The sequence below is a fragment of the Neobacillus novalis NBRC 102450 genome (assembly GCF_001591805.1).
Classification (GTDB): Bacteria; Bacillota; Bacilli; order Bacillales; family Cytobacillaceae; genus Neobacillus; species Neobacillus novalis.
In genome coordinates this window covers 167,412-186,064 of sequence record NZ_BCVP01000005.1, presented here as the reverse complement: position 1 = coordinate 186,064, position 18,653 = coordinate 167,412, and the positions used below count along the sequence as shown (strand labels likewise).

Sequence of the window (18,653 nt, the reverse complement as noted above, 5' to 3'; positions counted from 1 at the left end):
TCAAATTATGAAAATCGCCATCATCGGAGCAATGGAAGAAGAAGTTACACTACTTAGAGACAATATTGACAATCAAACACAAGAAACAGTCGCGGGCTGCGAATTTACCTTTGGAACGATGAACGGTGCAGATGTGATTCTCCTGCGTTCTGGGATTGGCAAAGTCAATGCTGCAATGTCGACGACCATCCTGCTTGAAAAATTTAAGCCAGATTGCATTATCAATACCGGTTCAGCTGGGGGCTTTAATCCAGACCTTAATGTCGGGGATGCTGTTATTTCCACGGAGGTTCGTCATCATGACGTCGATGTAACAGCATTCGGCTACGAGTATGGTCAAGTTCCACAGCTGCCGGCAGCCTTTATTGCCGATGAAAAATTAATGGCAGTTGCAGAGGCAGCGGCAAATGAATTAGAAAACTTCCAAATCGTGAAGGGCTTGATTGTTACCGGAGATTCTTTCATGGAGGATCCAGTTCGTGTCGATTTCGTCCGCTCCAAATTTACTGAGTTACAAGCGGTGGAAATGGAGGCTGCTGCCATCGCACAAGTAGCTCATCGCTTTGGCGTTCCTTTCGTGATTATTCGTTCGCTTTCTGATATTGCCGGAAAAGAATCCGAACTTTCGTTTGATCAGTTTATTGATAAAGCAGCAACTAATTCTGCTACATTGGTTATGAAAATGGTGGCAGCCTTACGTTAGGTTAACAGGGGTGGAGAAATGAAGGTCTACAAAAATGTTCATGAATTAATTGGGAACACACCGATTGTTGAGATTACTCAGTTTCCTTTGCCGGAAGGTGTTCGTATTTTTGCCAAATTGGAGTTCATGAATCCAGGGGGAAGTGTCAAAGATAGGCTCGGAATTGAACTGTTACGAGAGGCCTTTTTGAGCGGGAAACTTCGGACGGGCGGGACGGTAATTGAGCCGACTGCAGGAAATACCGGGATTGGCTTGGCGCTTGCCGCCATCAATAAAGGGGTACAGGTAATTTTTTGTATACCGGAAAAATTCAGCATGGAAAAGCAGGAAATCATGAAAGCGCTTGGGGCGAAAATCGTTCATACACCAACGGAGCTAGGAATTAAGGGGGCGATTGCTAAAGCAGAAGCACTGCTTACAGAGATTCCCGGTTCTTATTGTCCTCAGCAATTCGCCAACCCAGCTAATCCAGCAACCTATTATAAAACATTAGGACCCGAGCTCTGGAATCAACTTGATGGCGAGATAGATGTTTTTGTTGCAGGAGCAGGTTCAGGTGGTACATTCATGGGAACTGCTCGTTACTTGAAAGAACAACAGAAACAAATAAAGACTGTCATTGTTGAGCCTGAAGGTTCAATTTTAAATGGCGGCGAACCTGGCCCACATAAAACAGAGGGAATTGGTATGGAGTTTTTGCCTCCGTTTATGGAGTCTTCTTATTTTGATACCATTCACACCGTTACCGACGAGGATGCCTTTCACCTCGTTAAAGAGTTAGCAGCTAAAGAGGGGCTGCTTGTCGGCAGTTCTTCTGGAGCAGCCTTTTATGCGGCGCTTAAAGAGGCTGAAATAGCTAAGGCTGGCACCAACATCGTTGTTATTTTTCCAGACGGCAGTGAACGATATTTAAGCAAAAAAATCTTTGAGGGGGGAATTTAGGATGAGAAGAAAAACGAAATTGATTCATGGCGGCATTAGTGAGGATCCAGCAACAGGAGCGGTTTCTTTTCCGATTTATCAAGTAAGTACGTATAAGCAGGAGGGGGTCGGCGGCCATAAGGGCTTCGAATATTCTCGTACAGGCAATCCGACGAGAAACGCACTGGAAGAACTGATTAAAGATCTTGAGGGCGGTGAAGCGGGCTTTGCCTTTGGCTCAGGGATGGCGGCAATGACGGCTGTTATGATGCTGTTTAACAGCGGCGATCACGTTATTTTGACGGACGACGTATACGGCGGCTCATTTCGTGTCATGACGAAGGTATTGAACCGTTTAGGAATTGACTCTACCTTTGTTGATACAACCGAATTAGAGAATATTAAAAATGAAATTAGACCAAATACGAAGGCAATTCATTTAGAAACACCAACAAATCCGCTGCTAAAGATTACCGATATTCAAGCAGTCGCAAAGCTTGCTAAAGAGCAAAATCTGTTGACAATCGTAGATAATACATTTTCTACGCCATATTGGCAAAATCCAATTGAGCTTGGTGCTGATATTGTCCTTCATAGTGCAACAAAATACCTTGGGGGTCACAGCGATGTTGTTGCAGGGTTAGCGGTTGTTAACAGCAAGGAACTGGCTGAAGACCTTCATTTTATTCAAAATTCCACTGGTGGTATACTGGGGCCGCAGGATTCGTGGCTGTTAATTCGTGGGATGCGTACATTGGGGATTCGCTTGGAAGAAATGGAAACCAATACAGCGGCGATTGTGGCATTCTTACAAGGCCATTCGGCAGTGAAAAAGGTTTTCTATCCAGGTTTGGAGACACATCCGAATCATGAGTTAGCTAAGCAGCAGACAAGAGGCTTCGGCGGCATGGTTTCGTTCGATGTCGGCAGTGCAGAAAATGCAGACCGATTGTTAAGTAAAGTGAAATATTTTACGTTGGCTGAAAGCCTCGGTGCAGTCGAAAGCTTGATTTCAGTTCCGGCAAGAATGACCCATGCGTCGATACCGGCAGAACGGCGGGCAGAATTGGGCATAACAGACGGCTTAGTGCGGATCTCCGTTGGCCTTGAAGATATTGAAGATTTACTGGAGGATTTAACCCAGGCATTAGAATAGCATAAAAAGGGTGTCAGGCACTATGTGAAATTTTCACATGGTACCTGACACCTTTTATGCGAGTTCGATAGCTTATAAGAGGTATAAGTTACCGAAACCGAGAAAGTCGTCCAAGTTCGGTAGCTTATAAGAGGTATAAGCTACCGAAACCAAGAAAATCATCCAAGTTGGGTAGCTTATAAGGGATATAAGCTACCGAAACCGAGAAAATCATCCAAGTTGGGTAGCTTATAAGGGGTATAAGCGACCGAAATCAGGAAAATCATCCAAGTTGGGTAGCTTATAAGAGGTATAAGCGACCGAAACCGAGAAAGTCGTCCAAGTTCGGTAGCTTATAAGGGGTATAAGCGACCGAAAACGAGAAAATCATCCAAGTTCGGTCGCCAATAAGATTGCATATTATTTATAAGGATACCTCACCTATTTACTCATAATCGGACATTTACTAAATCCTACCTGTTTAAAGATTTTCTAATTTAAGGGCTTTTTCATTATTTTTAAAAAAAATGCTGGAAAAAGGTTTACAAAGTATCGATGTGTGGATATAATTACCCTTGTAAGTAAAAAATTCCAAAAGGAGGTCGAAGAAAATGATTTTATTATCAATTGCATCGTGCACTGGCATGAAAACTGTATATTTGAATATCACGCATTCGACCAGATTGGAATGGATTGCTTAACTTAACGTTACAATACATATCCATGCCGCAGGGAGAATGACGCCTTGCGGTATTTTTGTGTCCAAAAATTGACCGGCCGCAAGGGGACTTTTTTCTTCTTGCGGCCTTTTTGTGCCCTTTTTACAGGCAAAATGGATATGTCTTGCATAAATTGTAAATGTTGCTGAATCAGATTACTAAAAAATCATTTTTAGGAGGTAACAACTGTTTAAAAACTTTACCAAAAAATACAAAATACTATTAAAATTTCACTAAATGATATGGTATTTATTCCTTGCATTTCTTCCAATAAAACCCTATAATTAACTACAGAACATTTGTTCTAAGTGGAGGGCGGTTGGAATGAAGATTACGAAAATATGCTTAATAGATGATAAGAATACAGTGGAACTTGAAAAACTAAATCGATTAATGGCTGTTTTTTGTACTGCATTCCGATATTCCTTTAATCGCTTGATAGAAGGCGAACAGTCAGGCAAATTAATTAAAATGGTTAATGCCCTCTTTCGATTGAATAAGAGATATGCTGAAGATGCTGTGATGCAAGCACAAGCCATTCTTTCAAGTCAAAAAGAACTCTTACCATCAAGAATCGAAGGGGTCCAAGGAAAAATAAAAAAGACATGCAAGAAAATAGAAGATTATCAGACAGGTAAGAAAAGACCGAAGAAGGTTTCACTTGAAGTATGTTTAATTGGATTGAATGCCCGCTTAGAAAAACTTCAATTAAAGGAATCTTGTTTATTAAAACATCAAGAAGACCAGACGATTCCTACCGTCATCTTTGGAGGAAAAAAGAACTTTTATGAGCGTTTGAAGGGGACTATTTCAAATGATGAATGGAAGGATTTACGATCGAATACCCTTTATTCTCGTGGTGACAAGTCAAAAAAAGGGAATTTAAATACCCGAATCGTGTTTGATGAGAAGGAACAACAGCTTTTTATCGAGGTGGCGAATCCACTGCAGGTTGAGGGGAGAAAAAAGAGTCCTAGATTACGGTTCAAACTTCATGTTTCAGACAAATATTTCAATGAAATGGTTGAGGTCGTTTTACCTAATGAAGTTGGTAAAACATCAAAGAGTAACCCCTTCGAAGAATATAAGCCTTATTCCATTGAGTTAAAACGTAAAAATGGTAAGGTTTATGTCCACATCACATATGATGAGGAAGCCCACGGTTCTGTACTGAATTGGAATGAAAAGATTCAGTCCGATATTGTGGCCGGGGTTGATGTGAACGTCGATCGAGTAGCGATTTCTATTTTAACAAAGCAAGGAAACTTATTGGATTCTAAAACCTTCTATTGTCATGAAATAGAATATGTCAAAAGTAATCGCAGTTCCAATATTTCAGGAGAATTAGCAAAAGACATCGTTCAGTATCTTTTGTCTTGGAACGTCGGGGCAATGGTTTTAGAAGATATCAAATTAAAACAAGATCATGACACGAATAAACTCTTCAATCGCCGTGTCCATTCGTTTGCTAAAACAAAATTACAAAAGGCGATTATCTCAAGAGGTTTAAGGAATGGATTTAAGATAAAAAAGGTAAATCCTGCTTATACTTCTGTCATCGGGCGATTTAAATATAGTAAAAAGTATGGTCTTTCCGTTCATGAAGCTGCTTCTTTTGTTATTGGGAGAAGAGGTCTTGATTTTGATGAAAAGATACCGCAAGAACTTCTAAACCATTTACGAACGATAGTAAAGCCAAAGCTGATTTCCCTTCTTGGGTCAATGGAAGAATCCGAGACGAAGTCAAACAACGGTAAACAAAGGCGTAAGTTTATGGGGATGATGGTAACAAATATAGAAACATTCAAAGTAAACCATAGATGGAAGCTGTGGAATGTGATTCATAAAACATTAATGATGAAGAACCAAGAAATACAATTCAAGGTTGTGTAATCCTGGTACTAAAATCCATTCTTTGCGGCAGGCTGACCAATGGAAGGAATGGTCTGTTGCAAATCGCCGGCTCTAACAGAGCACCGCGGGGTGTCTTGGACATAAGGTTCATGACGGGGGTTCAAATCCCTTCCTGATGGAATGACGTGAGAATCGTCACGGTATGTCTCTTTTCTTGGTTCGGAGGCGAAATGTAAGATTTTATAGATTTTAGTAACCAGGTGGCAGGTATGACCCTAAATATATTCTTTTTCTCAATTACCATTAAAAAACGTCAAGCAAGACTTGTAGATGCCGTGCAAAATGAACTTGCTGAAAATCATTATGAGCAAAACAAAGACCGTCAAATTTCCGTACATCATTTCATGTAATCGGAGCTGTATCGAAAGGAAGTGAAACAAAATGACCTTAAATATATTCTTTTTCTCGATCACCTTTAAAAAACGAGAAGTAAGCCTTCAAGAGGCAGTGCAACAGGAAATGGTTGAAAAATTGTATGAAGAAAACAAAGACCGCCAAATTTCCATGCAGCATTTCATGTATTAATGCTTTAAATAAAGGAAGTGAAACAAAATGACTCTCAATATATTTTTTTTAACGATCACGATTAATAAACGTAAAATGAATATTCAAGAAGCTGCACACCAAGAAATGGTTGAAAGGCTTTATGAACAAAACAAAGAACGTCAAGTCTCGATGTACCGCTACATGTAAGGATTAAAAAATTGGCTAAAAAGAAAGGTGGTTTTTAATATGTTGTTTTTTCTAATGCAAGGTCGGGGTGCTAGCCTCTGGGATTCGAAGGATACCACCTAGTAAAGAAAGTTAAATAGGAGGTAATAAAACATGCCACTGCATATTTTATTTTTATCGCTTATCTTTAAAACAAAGTCTAAAAAATAAAAATATTTGTTAACAAAATGTTCACCATTCCCTAAGTTTGTTACTGTGAAAATATGATAAATTCAAATTAGAAGTAGCAGGATCAATCTAAGGGGTGGAGAATATGTTCATGGTTGCGATGGCGTTAATTATCACTGGGGCGATTGGCTGTGTCATTATATCTGAAATAACGGTGGAATAAACAGAAATTAGAAAAGCATCGGCCATTTAACGAGGCCGATGCTTTTATGTTTTTATTATTTGCCTTTCGTTAATTCTAAGAATTCATCAATATCATCAAGGCAGATGTGAACAGCTTTTTCCCAGAAGTCTTTTTGGGTAAGATCCACTTGTAAGTGTTTCTCTGCCAGGTTCTCTACTGTCATTGATGCCGTATCCTGCAACAAGGCCATGTACTTTTCTTCATAGCCTTTTCCTTCCTCTAATGCCTTGGCATAAATACCGAGGGAGAAGAGATAGCCAAAGGTATATGGGAAGTTATAGAATGGAACACCAGTAATAAAGAAATGCAGCTTCGATGCCCAGAATAATGGATGATATTCCTCTAAAGCTCCACAGTATGCTTCCTTCTGAGCCTCAAGCATTAATTCATTCAACTTTTCAACTGTTACAGTTCCTTGTTTTCTTTCCTCATAAAAACGTGTTTCAAACAAGAACCGGGCATGAATATTCATTAAAAGGGCGACTGTTCTTTGGATTTTGTCATCTAATAGAACGAGTTTTTCTTCTTCATCCTTAGCATTTTTTACGGCTGCATCAGCGACAATCATTTCCGCAAAGGTCGAAGCGGTTTCGGCAACGTTCATCGCATAATTACAGTTCAGGAACGGAACATCTCTCATGGCAAAAGAATGAAACGCATGCCCAAGCTCATGTGCCAGTGTAGATACATTTGATGGTGTCCCGGAGTATGTCATAAAGATTCGGGATTGTTTACTCTCAGGTAAACCGGTACAGAAGCCTCCTGGTGCCTTTCCAGGACGATCCTCAGCTTCAATCCACTGGTCTTCAAAGGCATTCTTCGCAAAAGCAGCCATCTTATCGCCAAAGTGAGCAAAGTTCTGTTCAATAAATTCGGCGCCTTCTTGATAAGACACCTTTGATTCTGTATTACCATATGGTGCATCTAAATCAAACCAGCTCATCTTTTCAAGACCCAAGAGCTTAGCTTTCCGCTCTAAATATTGAACGAGTTTCTGCTTATTTTCAGAAATGACAGCCCACATTGTTTCAAGGGTTTCCTTTTCCATCCGGTTAATGCTGAGCGCCTCCTTCAAGACGTCCTCCCAGCCTCTTTTTTTATAGACATTCAACCGGAATCCAGACAGATGGTTTAACGTCTTCGCCAGGAAATCTGTCTGTTCGCCCCAGGCCTTTTCCCAATTTTTAAAAACAGCAGAACGGACGTCGCGGTCAGAGCTGGAGAATTTGTTGGAGGCTTGACCGACAGAAAGTTGCTTTTCCTCACCATTTTCATTAAAAGAAACTTTGATTTTACTAACAATTAAATCATATAGTTGTCCCCAGCTGTGATAGCCGTCCACTTCAAGGGCGCTGATTAAAGCTTCCTCATCTTTAGACAGCTTTTCCTTCGCTTTTTCACGGCTTTCCGTTAACACGAAGGCGAACTCCTTTAAAGGTTCTGTGGCTACTAGCTGCTGCCAGACGACATCATCAATCGATGTCAGCAGATTATCTAATGACCCAAGTGCTGTTTGGAAGCCAGCACTTAAACTGGTTATTTTCGCATCAAGCGAATAGGCCTTTTTATCCTCGGTATTTTGGGCCAACAAACAGCCAACAAAGGCTCCAGCCTGAAAAAGTTTTTTTGCGGAAACTTCTAAATCGGAAAGTAACTCTTGCAGGTAATTGGCGTCCTCAAGAGAATTAATGGGTGTCCAGTTGTTTACTTTTGTTTCAAAATTTTGAATGAGGTCTTCGGTTTGAATTAAGTGTTCTTGAAACTCAGGAGACCCACTGCCTCCTTTAAAAAAAACGTCAAGATCCCAAACTTCTGAATATGTAGTGGCTGTCATTCTATGTACCCCCTTTTTAATGTACTATTTTATTATAAGGGAACCTTTCGAAAAATTCTATATTTTACGGTTTCCGAAATAGTAGGCTTATGCAGAAGTGCATAAGCCGTAAAAGTTCTTAATAAAAACTGCAATACCACCACCAGGCTCCGAAGATAAACAATAGAATAAAGAGAACGATTATAACTGCAATCCATACACCGGCACCGCTGGCATAGGGAGCAGGATATGCTGGATATGTTGGATAGGGTGCTGGACAACCGAAAGAATTTGGATAACCGTAAGTCATCAGGATTCCCTCCTTTATCCGTTTATTACAGGGTATGTGCCTGTTAAATTACTTGTATAGGCGGATGTGTTTATCCGGCGCAATTATTTGACAACCGTATCGGGACTGCGGTATAAGTGGATGGATAAGGATTCATAAGCGAATACCTCATAGATTAAGATTTTTTTCAGGAGGCAAACAAGTGAAGGTTCAAATGAAAGTGATGATGGCTATTCTCACCGGAATATTATTAATCGCCTCAGGGTGCTCAAATAAAAGCGAGGATACTAAAAAAACTAATCAAGAAAAAAAGGCTGAAACAAATGCGAATTTTGAAATTGTCGAGACAAAATCATTCAAGGTAAAAAATATTCGTGGAATTGGCTATCCAGGCAATGATCATGCACTTTATTTGGCGGCAAATGACGGCTTGAAAATGTACAGTGATGGAAAGTGGACGAAAACAACAATGAATCAACATGATTATATTGGTTTCCAAGCGCTCGAATCCGGTTTCCTATCGAGCGGGCATCCGCAAAAAGGGACAGGATTTTCAGACCCGCTAGGTTTGATCCAAAGTACTGATAAAGGGGAAACACTAAGAAAATTAGCCTTCTATGGCAAAACAAATTTTCATTTCATCGCGGCCAGCTTCGCAGGTGACGGGTTATATGTAATCAGTGAACAGCCAAATGATGCTTTAGACTTAGGCGTGAATTACTCAACCGATAACGGCGGCACATGGAATAAGAGTGCCTTCAAGGATTTCAATGCGGATTCACTGGGAATGATTGCCGTGCACGCGAACAATGGTGCCATAATGGCGATGTCCACAAGATCAGGGATTTATTATTCAACCGATAATGGAAACACCATGAAGCTTATCACCGAGCCATTTATGGTTACCGCGCTCACGTTTACCGGAGATTCCATTCTATTTTCCAGTGTGGAAAACGATAAAATCTTATTGAGTACTGTAAATCCTACATCGGGAGAAAAGAAGAGCATCACTTTTCCTTATTTGGATTATGATAATCCGATTACTTACTTAACAGTTAATCCAAAAAACACGAATCAAATGGCATTCACAACTTATAAAAATGATTTATATGAATCTATGGATGGCGGCAAAAATTGGCGCAATCTTATTAAAGACGGCAAAACAGAGCAGGAATAATTTCCTGCTCTGTTTTTCTATCCATTTATATTAGTTTTTTTTCTTCCGTTCCTTCTCGGCGCGATAAAATTCGTGGAACATTTTCATCAAGGCGCGCTTCTCAATTCTGGAAACATAGCTTCGTGAAATCCCGAGTTCTTTGGCGATTTCCCGTTGTGTTTTTTCCTTTTGCAAATCAAGGCCAAAGCGGCCAATAATGACTTCCTTTTCCCGGTTATCAAGTACTTCGATATATTTTTTAATTTTTTCCAGTTCCATGTTAAGCTGGATGGTATCAATGACATCTTCAGATTCTGATTTAAGGACATCAATTAGCGATATTTCATTCCCCTCTTTATCCTGGCCAATCGGGTCGTGCAGGGAAACATCCTTTTTCGTTTTCTTAAGCGCACGTAAATGCATCAGGATTTCGTTCTCGATACATCGAGCGGCATAGGTGGCGAGCTTCGTTCCCTTTCCTTCTGAGTAACTCTCAATCGCTTTGATTAAACCGATGGTTCCAATTGAGATTAAATCCTCGGAATCCTCGCCGGTATTTTCGAATTTTTTCACGATATGCGCGACAAGTCGTAAATTGTGTTCAATAAGCATATTACGGGCATGCGAATCCCCTTCTGCCATTAACCGTAAGTACTTTCTTTCTTCTGCAGCAGATAGGGGTTGCGGAAAGGCATTATTCTTTACATAGGAAACTAGGAAAAGGAATTCTTTCACTAAATAACCGAGAGCTGTTAAAATTCCAGACATCTAAACCCACCCCCGTCTTTTTTTCTTTAGGACTATTGCCTATTAATAATTCCTATGAAGAAAACGGGAAATTGTGTCTGTCCAGAAAATTTTATTTAAGGATTGCAAAAAAAAATGACCACCGTTATCTTACATAAGCAGGTCATTTTTTCTTATCGTTTAGACTTTTTTAAGTTTAAAGGAACTAACCATTAGGAATGATAGAATGATGATAATGAATAAGAACGTTTGGGATGGAAGGTAGGGAATGGCCAAGAAGCTTAGAGTTGCCAAACACCCGGCAGCGGTAATCGGTAAACCGGTAAAATATCCATTACTTTCAGTAATATTGAACCTCGCTAATCTAAATGCGCCACAGCCTATGTAGAAAACGGTGAAAAATGAGCCAGGTCCGCCAAATTCATTTAAAATTCCTTGGTATAGTAATAGTGCTGGTGCCACTCCAAATGATATAATATCACTCATGGAATCTAATTGCTTTCCTAGTTCTGATTCGATATTAAACTTTCTGGCAATCATACCGTCAAACCGGTCTGCTAACGCGGCAATAAAAATGAGCAGCAGGCTTAGTCTTAAATTTCCATTTAGTCCGAAAACAATCGCAAATCCGCCTAATGATAAATTTGCTAAGGTTATCACATTGGCTGTTTGCGATTTAACCTTTTTAATGGTCTGATCAATTACATTCAATAAAAACATTTCCCTTACCACTCCTTTTTAGCCGAAGGGGAATAAATTTCCTTATTTCATATTATTTAATTCTAAGTCTTTTATGTCTTTTCGTAAAGAGTATTTTTACACTATTTGGGGGTCTTTCAATGTTACAAACTGTTTATCGTCTTTTGATTGAGTTAACAAATGGAAGGTGGACATCCGTTGTTCTGAAGAGATTTGCTCGTTCACGGCTCAGTCGATTCATCGTACCATCTTTTGCAAAAGTTTATCATTTGAACCAAGAAGAAATGGAGAAGGGCTTGTCAGAATATCCCACTCTTCACGATTTATTTATTAGGACGTTAAAAAAAGAAGTACGGGAAATCGATCAAACGGATCATTCTGTTGTTAGTCCGGTAGATGCGGTTATCGAAGATGTGGGCCAAATAAAAGAAACAAGTGAAATCGTTGTAAAAGAAAAGACCTACTCCATTGAAGAAATGCTTGGAAATCAGGAGCTGTTAACAAAGTATTTAAATGGTACATACATGATTCTTTATTTAAGCCCAAGTCATTATCATCGAATTCATAGTCCCGTAGATGGTAATGTCACGAACCAGTGGACGCTGGGAAAGAAATCGTATCCTGTTAATAAATGGGGGGTAAAGTACGGAGTTAGAACGCTGGCAAAGAATTACCGTGTCATGACGGAAGTTAAAACGGAGTTTGGACATGTAACCATTGTCAAGGTTGGTGCCATGTTTGTTAATTCTATCGAAACAACACATAAAGGGACTGTATTGGAAAAGGGCAGTGAAATGGCCTATTTTAGTTTTGGGTCTACTGTCGTTTTATTATTCGAAAAAAATATTTTCCAAATAGATCCAGCTATTCAAACCCCGAAAGAAATTAAAGTTGGAGAAAAGATTGGGTTTTTAAAGAAATAAGAGGACAAAAAGAAAAGCCCTTAAAGGGCGCTAAGGAGATTATGAAGACCGCTTAATTTTATTGAATAAAGAACGACGTTGAATTTCGGTTTCAATGAGACCAATAAAATCTGGACTTAAGTTAAGCTCTCTTGCTTTAAAATAGGACTCAATTAATAATTCATCTGACAGTTTCCGCATGTCAGAATCCACCTCCAATTTGAATTTAATGGTTCTATTTGCTGAAATGTTAACATATAGTAGTATGTTCAATTGGTGTACCCTAAATCTACCAAATTTAATCCTAGAGAACAATCGTTCCAATTATCCACAGGTTCTAGTGGATAACTTGTGATTAAATTGTTTGTAAAGTTAGAAAATGTAAATGATTCAATGGGTATAATGTTAATAAGGTTATCCACAGGGCTGGGAGAAGTAGATGTTTGTCGAAAAATATTTTTTATTTTCATAAAACTGTCATTTCCATCCGCTTTTCTTTGAAACAAAGGGTGAAATTGGTTATGATGTTACAAGTAAGAGACTCCTTTCTAAGAGTCGATTTTATTTAGAATTAATGAGGTGTTAGCTTAGTGTTAAAACAATTTTTACCGAATGAACATGTAAAAAGCATTCTGGATATATCTCCTGCGGAATTACAACGAAGAGGCATTAAAGGGATCATTACCGATTTGGATAATACGTTAGTAGAATGGGACCGCCCGAATGCCACTCCTGCATTGATTGAGTGGTTCGATGAAATAAAAAAACATAATATTCTCGTCACGATTGTTTCAAATAATAATGAAGAAAGAGTGAAGGCTTTTTCTGACCCTCTACAAATCCCGTTTATTTTTCGGGCACGAAAGCCGATGGCGGTTGCATTTCACAAAGCAATTTCAGAAATGGGAATTAACAAAGAAGAGGCAGTTGTCATTGGGGACCAATTATTAACCGATGTACTAGGTGGAAACCGGGGTGGTTTTCATACCATTCTTGTTGTTCCCGTAGCGCAAACAGATGGTTTCTGGACAAAATTTAATCGCTTTGCGGAACGAAGAATCTTAAACTGGTTCCGCAAAAAAGGCATGTTGCAATGGGAGGATTAAGCTATGAGTGAACAACTAGATATTTGCATGGGCTGCGGCGTAAAAGTCCAAACTGAAAACCCGGAACTGATTGGCTATGCACCTGCTTCGGCATTAGCGAAGGAAATGATTATTTGCCAACGGTGTTTTCGTTTAAAGCATTACAACGAAGTTCAAGATGTTAATTTAACAGATGATGATTTTTTGAAAATATTAAATGGGATTGGCAAGACTGACGCACTTGTCGTGATGATTGTTGACATTTTCGATTTTAATGGGAGCTGGCTTCCAGGTTTGCATCGCTTTGTCGGTCAAAACAAAGTCTTACTGGTTGGCAATAAGGTTGATTTATTGCCGAAGTCTGTTAAGCATAACAAGTTAATTAACTGGATGAAGCATGAAGCAAAACAACTGGGGTTAAAGCCGGAAGAGGTGTTTCTTGTCAGTGCGGCCAGAGGGGTAAATGTGAAAGAAACAGCAGCAGCCATTGACGAAATGCGTAATGGTAAAGACGTTTATGTTGTCGGCTGTACCAATGTCGGGAAGTCTACATTTATTAATAGAATCATTAAGGAAGTAACAGGGGAAGCGGATGTGATTACGACCTCCCATTTTCCTGGGACGACGCTGGATATCATCAAAATTCCGCTTGACGATGAGAAATCATTGATTGATTCTCCGGGGATTATCAACCACCACCAAATGGCGCATTTTGTCGATAAACAGGACTTGAAAATTATTACGCCTAAAAAGGAAATTAAGCCGAAGGTATTCCAATTAAATGAAGGACAAACCTTGTTCTTTGGCGGTTTGGCCCGGTTCGATTACATCAGCGGCGGCAGACGATCGTTTGTTTGTTATGTTTCCAATGAAATCAATATTCACCGGACAAAAACCGAAAATGCAGCAGAGCTTTATGATAATCATGTTGGAGAAATGCTGACACCGCCGCGACCGGAACAATTGGACTCGTTTCCGGAGCTGGTGAAACAAGAATTTTTCGTGAAAGAAGCGAAAACGGATATTGTTTTCTCCGGGCTTGGCTGGATCACCGTAAATGAACCTGGGGCAAAAGTTGCAGCTTACGTGCCAAAAGGTGTGCAAACGTTAATTCGAAAATCATTAATATAATGGTGGGGAGAACCAAGTGAAGAAGCTATTCGCGGTCTTAGGAGATCCAATCGGGCACTCGATGTCTCCAATCATGCACAATGATTTATTTTCTTTTTATCAGATAGATGCCCACTATCTTCCCTTTCAAGTAAAAGGAGAGAATTTACACGATGCCGTTAAAGGCTTGAAAGCGATTGGTGCGGCAGGATTTAATGTCACCGTGCCGCATAAGAGTAAAATTATTCCCCTGCTGGATGGGGTAGATGAATTAGCTGCCAATATCGGGGCGGTAAATACGGTGGTCAATGAAGGCGGTAAGTTGATTGGTTATAATACGGATGGTCCTGGGTTCTTAAAAGGATTAGAGGCCTACGTATCCAGTGTAGCAGGTCAAAAGGTATTAGTGGTTGGCGCTGGGGGGGCTTCACGGGCGATTTATTTCACTCTAGCCAAGGAGAACCCGCTAGCGGTTGATATTGCCAACCGTACAATGGCAACCGCCTCTAAACTTATTAATGATTGTCCATATAGAAATTTCTCAAAGGCATTGACATTAGAATTGGCGGGCCTTAATTTAGCGGAATATGATTTAATTATTCAATCGACGACAATTGGTATGTCGCCAAATATCGCTGAACAGCCGCTGGATTTGGCAAAATTAAGTCAGCATGCAATGGTTTGTGATATAATTTATAATCCGTTGGAAACGCAATTCTTACGTGAGGCAAGGTTAAAAGGAGCAAAAATCCAAAACGGAATCGACATGTTCGTTTATCAGGGGGCGCTCGCTTTTGAGAAATGGACCGGGATTTTCCCTGATGTCGAAAGAATGAGAGAAAATGTTTTGCAACAATTAGGAGGAAAAACATGTTAACAGGTAAACAAAAAAGTTTTTTACGCTCAAAGGCGCATCACTTAGATCCGATTTTTCAAGTAGGAAAAAGTGGCGTAAACGAGAATATGATTAAACAAATAGCAGATGCGCTAGAAGCTAGAGAGCTTTTTAAAGTAAGCATTTTGCAAAACTGTGAAGAAGATAAGTCCGTCGTTGCTGAGCAGTTAGCAGAAGGTACTGGTGCGGATATTGTGCAAATCATTGGAAATACCATTGTTCTTTACAAAGAGTCTGTGGAAAAGAAAACAATCAAACTTCCATAAAAGCAAAGGATGGCGAACGCATGAAGAAAGTTGGGATCTTGGGGGGAACGTTCGATCCTCCGCATTACGGACATCTTTTGATTGCTAATGAAGTTCTTGCTACACTGAAGCTGGATGAAATTTGGTTCATGCCAAATGGGGAGCCGCCGCATAAGCAGAAAACAGGGTCGGTTACTAATGGCCAGCGTGTTCAAATGCTGAAACTGGCGATTCAGGGGAATTCAGCTTTTAAAATTGAAACAATTGAGCTTCATCGCGAGGGTCTATCCTACACCGTTGATACGATGAAAATGATGAATGCCGAGTATCCGGATCATCAATTTTTCTTTATCATTGGGGCGGATATGATTGAGTATTTGCCTAAATGGCACAAAATCGATGAGCTAGTAAAACTTGTCCAATTTGTTGGTGTGGAAAGACCTGCCTACAGCGATCAAACCAACTATCCAATCCTTTATGTGGACGTACCGGCAATCGATGTGTCATCCAGTATGATTAGAGAGCGGTTGACAAGCGGGAAGACGGTCCGATATTTGCTGCCAGATTCGGTTATCCACTATATCGAGGAGAATCAATTATATGGAACGTGAAGAGGCGTTAAAGCTCGTAAAAGTACAATTAACAGAGCATCGGTATCAGCATACGTTAGGGGTAATGGAAACAGCCGTCTCATTGGCTAGAATGTATGGTGCAGACGAGCAGAAAGCGGAATTGGCGGCGATATTTCACGACTATGCGAAATTTCGTCCGAAAGATGAAATGAGAGCAATTATTGCTAACCAAGGGTTTCCTCAGGATTTGCTCGAGTTTAATGCTGAATTATGGCATGCGCCAGTTGGAGCTTACCTAGTGGAAAAGGAAGCAGGCATTACTGACCGAGAAATTTTAGATGCTATCCGTTATCATACATCGGGAAGAATTGGCATGACTTTGCTTGAGAAAATTATCTATTTAGCTGATTATATTGAACCGGGAAGGCATTTTCCAGGTGTTGATGAAGTCAGAGCGATAGCGAAGGTAAATTTAAATCAAGCATTAATAAAAGCAGTGCAAAATACGATTCTATTTTTATTGAAGAAGAATCAAACGGTATATCCGGATACGTTTTACACCTACAATGATCTTATCAAAAAACTGGAGGCTTGATGAATGAATAATCAAGAATTATTAAAAATTGCTGTTAAAGCAGCGGACGATAAACGGGCGGAAGACATTCTTGCTCTTAACATGCAGGGGATCTCTTTAATTGCCGATTACTTTATTATTTGTCATGGGAATTCCGATAAACAAGTGCAGGCGATAGCACGGGAAATGAAGGAGAAAGCGCAAGAAAAGGGCTACGATGTGAAAAGAATGGAAGGCTTTGATGAAGCAAGATGGATTTTAATTGATATGGGCGATGTGGTTGCCCATGTTTTCCATCGTGAAGAAAGAAGCTATTACAATTTGGAACGACTTTGGGGTGATGCACCGCTCGAAGATATCTTTAGTGAGTTAAATTCATGAGTTATCAGCAATTCGCTTACCTTTATGATGAGCTGATGAAAGATGCTCCATATGATGAGTGGGTGCGGTTTGTTAGAGATATCCTCCAAAAATATCAGGTGGAGGGCGGACCTCGGCCACGGCTGCTTGATGTAGCATGTGGGACCGGGGAACTTTCCGTCCGCTTTGCTACTGATGGTTTTCAAGTGACCGGTGTCGACCTGTCTGAAGATATGCTGGCAGTAGCACAGGCGAAAGCGGAGGAAGCAGGCGTTAGAATTCCTTTTTTTCAGCAAAATATGGCTGAAATGGAAGGTCAGGGGACTTTTGATGTGATCGGTATCTTTTGTGATTCATTAAATTACCTGGAAACCGAAGCTGAGGTTATCGCTACTTTTTCAAATGTACAGCAGCGATTAAATGATGGTGGGATTTTCGTAGTCGATGTCCATTCTCTCTATAAAATCAATGAGGGTTTCATTAATCAAACTTTTACCTTAAACGAAGAAAAGGTTTCGTATATCTGGAATAGCTTCCCTGGCGAAGCACCGAATAGTGTCGAGCATGAGTTAAGTTTTTTTGTTTTGGATGAACGTCTGGGAAAATATGACCGCTTCGATGAACTGCATTTTCAACGTACATATACAGTCCAGCAGTATGAAGCTTGGTTACTGGAAGCTGGTTTTGAAGTCCTTGAGGTTTGCGCTGATTTCGAACAGAAACCGCCGGAGCCCGATTCAGAACGAATCTTTTTTGTTGCCAGGAAAAATAAATGAGCCATCTTTTAAAAAAAGATGGCTTTTTTTAAAAATTCATGAAGGAATTTGTCAAATAAACACGAATTAATGATTAGAGAACTGTAACTCTACTTTATCCAGATCTTCTTTAAATTTTGCGTGTGTCGCCTGAAACAGGTGCTCAAATACGTCTCCAAGTTCGTTCTCCAGTACTTTTATACCTTCACCGGTTATTCCGCCCTTTACACACACTTTTTCTTGTAGTGATGGTAACGTATAATGCCCTTGCTTTAATAATTCACCTAGTCCAACAATCATTTCACTGGCAAATATCGTGGCAGTTTTTTCATCAATTTCTGTCTCCTTTACGGCCGCTTGAATGAAACTCTGAAGGAGAAAACTGAAAAAAGCAGGTCCGCAGCTAACGATATCTGAAGCAACCCTCGTTACCTTTTCATCAATATAAACCGGAACAGAAATCTTCGTGATTAATTGCTCTATTTTCACTTTCCACAGGTCGCTGCAATTTTCTCCATAAGTAATCAATGACACCCCGGATAACGCACGATTGGTGATGCTTGGAATTACCCTGGCTGTTGAACATGATACCTTTTGTTCAAGTTGGCTAGTACTGATAGGACTCGTTATCGAAATGAGACATTTTTCTCGACCTAAATGGGGATGTATTTCATCGAGGATTTTAAATACATCTAATGGTTTTACACATAAAAATAACAAATCGGATTGAGCCGCTACTTCTTCTGCATTTGCCCCAACCCTAATTTCTTTATATTTATTTTTCAGCTGCATGGCTTTTGAAATGGTTCTATTCGTGATCATCATGGAAGAAGGGGAAATGGCTTTTCCGTCAATTAAGGCCTCCACCACAATACTCCCCATATTACCGGTACCGATGATACCTATATTCATTTTCCGACCCTCCTTCACAACCAATATTCTTTAATAACCATATGAAAACGAGTAATAAAATAT

Annotated in this window: 23 protein-coding genes; 17 read left to right on the top strand and 6 right to left on the bottom strand. The window is 39.9% G+C overall.

The features are described 5' to 3' along the window. Window positions 1-7 precede the first annotated feature (7 nt). The 7 genes from mtnN to BANVL01_RS26530 all read left to right on the top strand — a co-directional run bounded on the left by mtnN (window position 8) and on the right by BANVL01_RS26530 (window position 6,085). A complete protein-coding gene (gene mtnN / locus BANVL01_RS04300; protein WP_066090327.1) occupies window positions 8-703 on the top strand; it encodes a 5'-methylthioadenosine/S-adenosylhomocysteine nucleosidase in 696 nt (231 codons plus the stop codon). A gap of 18 nt (window positions 704-721) precedes the next feature. Continuing rightward, window positions 722-1,645 carry a PLP-dependent cysteine synthase family protein gene (locus BANVL01_RS04295; protein ID WP_066090325.1) on the top strand — a complete coding sequence of 308 codons (924 nt, stop codon included), beginning with the start codon at window positions 722-724 and terminating at the stop codon, window positions 1,643-1,645. A 1-nt stretch (window position 1,646) separates the two neighbouring features. Continuing rightward, window positions 1,647-2,780, top strand: coding sequence for a bifunctional cystathionine gamma-lyase/homocysteine desulfhydrase (locus BANVL01_RS04290; protein WP_066090322.1), 1,134 nt, complete (start codon window positions 1,647-1,649; stop codon window positions 2,778-2,780). A 1,022-nt stretch (window positions 2,781-3,802) separates the two neighbouring features. After that, a complete protein-coding gene (locus tag BANVL01_RS04285) occupies window positions 3,803-5,371 on the top strand; it encodes an SSO2105 N-terminal domain-containing protein (RefSeq protein ID WP_066090319.1) in 1,569 nt (522 codons plus the stop codon). A gap of 230 nt (window positions 5,372-5,601) precedes the next feature. Then, window positions 5,602-5,742 (top strand): YrzI family small protein, encoded by a 141-nt coding sequence (locus BANVL01_RS26540; protein ID WP_082804857.1) that lies wholly within the window; start codon window positions 5,602-5,604, stop codon window positions 5,740-5,742. 31 nt (window positions 5,743-5,773) lie between these two features. Next, the gene (locus BANVL01_RS26535) at window positions 5,774-5,917 is read left to right on the top strand and encodes a YrzI family small protein (RefSeq protein ID WP_082804856.1); all 144 of its coding nucleotides are present in this window, start codon (window positions 5,774-5,776) and stop codon (window positions 5,915-5,917) included. Window positions 5,918-5,944: 27 nt separating this feature from the next. Next, entirely contained in the window at window positions 5,945-6,085 is a 141-nt protein-coding gene (locus tag BANVL01_RS26530; RefSeq protein WP_082804855.1) for a YrzI family small protein, read from the top strand. Window positions 6,086-6,510: 425 nt separating this feature from the next. Here the strand turns inward: BANVL01_RS26530 and BANVL01_RS04280 are convergent, their stop codons facing one another. Continuing rightward, window positions 6,511-8,310, bottom strand: a complete 1,800-nt coding sequence (locus BANVL01_RS04280) for a M3 family oligoendopeptidase (protein ID WP_066090316.1) — start codon at window positions 8,308-8,310, stop codon at window positions 6,511-6,513. Window positions 8,311-8,428: 118 nt separating this feature from the next. Beyond that, the gene (locus BANVL01_RS27655) at window positions 8,429-8,599 is read right to left on the bottom strand and encodes a hypothetical protein (protein WP_169803128.1); all 171 of its coding nucleotides are present in this window, start codon (window positions 8,597-8,599) and stop codon (window positions 8,429-8,431) included. A gap of 181 nt (window positions 8,600-8,780) precedes the next feature. Between BANVL01_RS27655 and BANVL01_RS04275 the strand changes: the two genes are divergently transcribed. Next, entirely contained in the window at window positions 8,781-9,755 is a 975-nt protein-coding gene (locus BANVL01_RS04275) for a F510_1955 family glycosylhydrolase (RefSeq protein WP_066147708.1), read from the top strand. A 30-nt stretch (window positions 9,756-9,785) separates the two neighbouring features. Here BANVL01_RS04275 and sigK read toward each other — a convergent pair whose 3' ends face one another. Both sigK and pssA read right to left on the bottom strand, forming a co-directional pair. Next, complete coding sequence (sigK, locus tag BANVL01_RS04270) at window positions 9,786-10,502, bottom strand: RNA polymerase sporulation sigma factor SigK (protein WP_066090313.1); 717 nt, start codon at window positions 10,500-10,502, stop codon at window positions 9,786-9,788. Between the two features lie 159 nt (window positions 10,503-10,661). After that, window positions 10,662-11,201, bottom strand: a complete 540-nt coding sequence (gene pssA, locus BANVL01_RS04265) for a CDP-diacylglycerol--serine O-phosphatidyltransferase (protein ID WP_066090310.1) — start codon at window positions 11,199-11,201, stop codon at window positions 10,662-10,664. Between the two features lie 119 nt (window positions 11,202-11,320). On the opposite strand from pssA, the gene BANVL01_RS04260 reads away from it, so the two are divergent. Next, on the top strand, window positions 11,321-12,103 hold the full coding sequence (locus BANVL01_RS04260) for a phosphatidylserine decarboxylase (protein WP_066090307.1): 783 nt from the start codon (window positions 11,321-11,323) through the stop codon (window positions 12,101-12,103). 39 nt (window positions 12,104-12,142) lie between these two features. On the opposite strand, the gene BANVL01_RS04255 is transcribed toward BANVL01_RS04260, so the two are convergent. Beyond that, the gene (locus tag BANVL01_RS04255) at window positions 12,143-12,283 is read right to left on the bottom strand and encodes a sporulation histidine kinase inhibitor Sda (RefSeq protein ID WP_066090305.1); all 141 of its coding nucleotides are present in this window, start codon (window positions 12,281-12,283) and stop codon (window positions 12,143-12,145) included. Between the two features lie 389 nt (window positions 12,284-12,672). Here BANVL01_RS04255 and BANVL01_RS04250 point away from each other — a divergent pair, with 389 nt between their 5' ends. The 8 genes from BANVL01_RS04250 to BANVL01_RS04215 are packed head-to-tail and all read left to right on the top strand — an operon-like array spanning window position 12,673 to window position 17,699. After that, window positions 12,673-13,188, top strand: a complete 516-nt coding sequence (locus BANVL01_RS04250; RefSeq protein ID WP_066090304.1) for a YqeG family HAD IIIA-type phosphatase — start codon at window positions 12,673-12,675, stop codon at window positions 13,186-13,188. 3 nt (window positions 13,189-13,191) lie between these two features. Then, a complete protein-coding gene (gene yqeH, locus BANVL01_RS04245) occupies window positions 13,192-14,298 on the top strand; it encodes a ribosome biogenesis GTPase YqeH (protein WP_066090301.1) in 1,107 nt (368 codons plus the stop codon). A gap of 16 nt (window positions 14,299-14,314) precedes the next feature. After that, window positions 14,315-15,154, top strand: a complete 840-nt coding sequence (aroE, locus tag BANVL01_RS04240; protein WP_066090298.1) for a shikimate dehydrogenase — start codon at window positions 14,315-14,317, stop codon at window positions 15,152-15,154. Beyond that, window positions 15,148-15,438 (top strand): ribosome assembly RNA-binding protein YhbY, encoded by a 291-nt coding sequence (gene yhbY / locus BANVL01_RS04235; protein ID WP_066090294.1) that lies wholly within the window; start codon window positions 15,148-15,150, stop codon window positions 15,436-15,438. Before aroE ends, yhbY begins: the two co-directional genes overlap by 7 nt. A gap of 20 nt (window positions 15,439-15,458) precedes the next feature. Next, window positions 15,459-16,028, top strand: coding sequence for a nicotinate-nucleotide adenylyltransferase (locus BANVL01_RS04230; protein WP_066090291.1), 570 nt, complete (start codon window positions 15,459-15,461; stop codon window positions 16,026-16,028). After that, window positions 16,018-16,584 (top strand): bis(5'-nucleosyl)-tetraphosphatase (symmetrical) YqeK, encoded by a 567-nt coding sequence (yqeK, locus tag BANVL01_RS04225; protein WP_066090289.1) that lies wholly within the window; start codon window positions 16,018-16,020, stop codon window positions 16,582-16,584. Before BANVL01_RS04230 ends, yqeK begins: the two co-directional genes overlap by 11 nt. 3 nt (window positions 16,585-16,587) lie before the next feature. Then, window positions 16,588-16,944: a ribosome silencing factor gene (rsfS, locus tag BANVL01_RS04220; RefSeq protein ID WP_066090286.1), complete on the top strand. Its 357-nt coding sequence runs from the start codon at window positions 16,588-16,590 to the stop codon at window positions 16,942-16,944. Continuing rightward, a complete protein-coding gene (locus BANVL01_RS04215) occupies window positions 16,941-17,699 on the top strand; it encodes a class I SAM-dependent DNA methyltransferase (protein WP_066090284.1) in 759 nt (252 codons plus the stop codon). The genes rsfS and BANVL01_RS04215 overlap by 4 nt, the downstream gene beginning before the upstream one ends. A gap of 66 nt (window positions 17,700-17,765) precedes the next feature. Here BANVL01_RS04215 and comER read toward each other — a convergent pair whose 3' ends face one another. After that, window positions 17,766-18,590 (bottom strand): late competence protein ComER, encoded by an 825-nt coding sequence (gene comER, locus BANVL01_RS04210; RefSeq protein ID WP_066090281.1) that lies wholly within the window; start codon window positions 18,588-18,590, stop codon window positions 17,766-17,768. Window positions 18,591-18,653: the final 63 nt, after the last annotated feature.